Here is a 2724-nt window from a genome sequence, read left to right on the forward strand (position 1 = left end):
GGTCGGGTCCGCCGGGTGGGGGGCCAGGAGGGGGAGCGCGGCGGAGAGGCGCTCCTCGCAGAGCTCGGCCAGCCGGTCGTAGCCCTCCTTGCCCATCAGCTCCGTCAGCTCCGCGCGGTAGGACACGTACACCGGCTCCCCCGCACCGTGCGCCGACGTGGCCGACGTGCACCACCAGTGCAGATCGTGCCCGCCCGGACCCCAGCCCCTGCGGTCGTACTCACCGATGGAGATCTGGAGCACCCGTGTGTCGTCGGGCCGGTCGATCCACTCGTACGTCCGCCGGACCGGCAGCTGCCAGCACACGTCCGGCTTGGTCTCCAGCGGCTCCCGGCCCTCCTTCAGCGCGAGGATGTGCAGCGAGCACCCCGCGCCGCCCGCGAACCCGGGCCGGTTCTGGAAGATGCAGGACCCCTGGAAGGGCCGCGTCTGCCGGGACCCCTCCTCGTCCTCCGAGACCCAGCCGTCCTTCGTGCCCTCGGCGTGGTGCTGCCAGATCTCCGGCGTGAGCCGCGCCACATGCCCGGCGACCCGCTTCTCGTCGTCCTCGTCGGAGAAGTGCGCCCCCAGCGTGCAGCACCCATCGTCCGCACGCCCCGCCTTGATGCCCTGGCAGCCGCTGCCGAAGACGCAGCTCCAGCGCGAGGTCAGCCACGTCAGATCGCAGCGGAAGACCTGTTCGTCGTCCGCCGGGTCCGGAAACTCCACCCACGCGCGTGCGAAGTCGAGCCCCTTCTCGTCGCTCACCTTCGACCCCTTGGCAACTTTGGCGGTCTTGCCGGCCTTGTCCGTCTTACCGGCTTTCGCGGACTTCGCCTTTTTCGTCTTTGGCACCCGTCCAGGGTAAGTGCCCCGCCCCCGGTCCGGGGACCGTGGAGCCGCGTTCTGGCAGTAGCGTTCCGTATATGAGACTCGGTGTCCTGGACGTGGGTTCGAACACGGTGCATCTGCTGGTGGTGGACGCCCACCCCGGCGCGCGCCCGCTGCCCGCGCATTCGCACAAGGCCGACCTTCGGCTCGCCCAACTCCTCGACGACAGCGGTGCCATCGGCGACGACGGCATCGAGAAGCTCGTCGACGTCGTACGGGACGCGCTCCAGGCCGCCGAGGACAAGGGCGTCGAGGACCTGCTCCCCTTCGCCACCTCCGCCGTCCGCGAGGCGAGCAACGCCGACGAGGTCCTCGCCCGTGTCGCTGAGGAGACCGGCGTACGGCTCCAGGTGCTCTCCGGCGCCGAGGAGGCCCGCCTCACCTTCCTCGCCGTACGCCGCTGGTTCGGCTGGTCCGCCGGGAAGCTGCTGGTCCTGGACATCGGCGGCGGCTCCCTGGAGATCGCCTTCGGCATCGACGAGGAACCGGACGCCGCCGCCTCCCTCCCGCTCGGCGCGGGCCGCCTCACCGCCGGCTGGCTGCCGGGCGATCCGCCCGCCCCGGACGACGTACGCGCCCTGCGCCGCCATGTCCGCGCGGAGATCGCCCGCACGGTCGGCGAGTTCGCCCGCTTCGGCGCCCCCGACCATGTCGTCGCCACCTCCAAGACCTTCAAGCAGCTGGCCCGTATCGCCGGCGCCGCCCGCAGCGCCGACGGCCTCTACGTCCAGCGCGAGCTCAAACGCGAATCCCTGGAGGCATGGGTCCCCCGGCTGTCCGGCATGACCACCGACCAGCGCGCCGAACTGCCGGGCGTCTCCGACGGCAGGGCGGGCCAGCTCCTCGCGGGCGCCCTGGTGGCCGAGGGCGCGATGGACCTCTTCGGGGTGGAGAGCCTGGAGATATGTCCCTGGGCGCTGCGCGAGGGCGTGATCCTGCGGCGACTCGATCACATGGGCTCCGCTTGAGCACTCCCGAGGGGCCCGATGGCCTGGCTCACACCGGCGAGCAGCACCCGACACGCGCACCTTCCCACCCCTTAGGGTGTCGGCGTGGCTGAACCAAGGGACGTTCCCGTAGCGCTGTCGACGGCCTCCGTCTACCCGGAGTCCACGGCGACGGCCTTCGAGATCGCCGCGCGCCTCGGCTACGACGGCGTCGAGGTCATGGTCTGGACCGACCCCGTCAGCCAGGACATCGACGCGCTGCGCCGCCTCTCGGACCACCACGGCATCCCGATCCTCGCCGTGCACGCCCCGTGCCTGCTGATCACGCAGCGCGTCTGGTCCACCGACCCGTGGACCAAGCTGCGCCGCGCCCGGGCCGCCGCCGAGAAGCTGGGCGCCTCCACCGTCGTCGTGCACCCGCCGTTCCGCTGGCAGCGGCAGTACGCCCGGGACTTCGTCGCCGGCGTCTGGCGGATGGCGGACGAGACGGACGTACGGTTCGCGGTCGAGAACATGTACCCCTGGCGCTACCGCGACCGCGAGATGCTCGCCTACGCCCCCGCCTGGGACGTCACCCAGGACGACTACCGGCACTTCACGATCGATCTCAGCCATACGTCGACGGCCCGTACCGACGCCCTGGAGATGCTCGGCCGCATGGGCGACCGGCTCGGCCATGTCCACCTCGCCGACGGGCGCGGCTCGGCCAAGGACGAGCACCTGGTGCCGGGGCGCGGCGACCAGCCCTGCGCCGAGCTGCTGGAGCACCTGACCGTCTCCGGTTTCGGCGGCCAGGTGCTTGCGGGTGAAGGCGAGGGCCTCGGCGAGGTCGGCCTCGCGCTCGGCGCCGGACATCGCCCGCCGGGTGTTGACCTCGATGACGACATGGCCGCCGAAACCGGAGACG

3 protein-coding genes are annotated in these 2724 nt (G+C 71.8%); 2 read left to right on the forward strand and 1 reads right to left on the reverse strand.

Annotated features, from left to right (window positions below; all coding sequences use genetic code 11):
• A partial coding sequence (locus tag CCN72_RS34110; protein WP_086812190.1) for a DUF3109 family protein occupies window positions 1-834 on the reverse strand: 834 nt, incomplete at its 3' end.
• Between the two features lie 71 nt (window positions 835-905).
• Here CCN72_RS34110 and CCN72_RS34115 point away from each other — a divergent pair.
• A complete protein-coding gene (locus CCN72_RS34115; protein ID WP_086812189.1) occupies window positions 906-1838 on the forward strand; it encodes a Ppx/GppA family phosphatase in 933 nt (310 codons plus the stop codon).
• Window positions 1839-1922: 84 nt separating this feature from the next.
• A partial coding sequence (locus CCN72_RS34120) for a sugar phosphate isomerase/epimerase family protein (protein ID WP_244174616.1) occupies window positions 1923-2724 on the forward strand: 802 nt, incomplete at its 3' end.

It is taken from the genome of Streptomyces murinus (assembly GCF_002154555.1).
Classification (GTDB): Bacteria; Actinomycetota; Actinomycetes; order Streptomycetales; family Streptomycetaceae; genus Streptomyces; species Streptomyces murinus.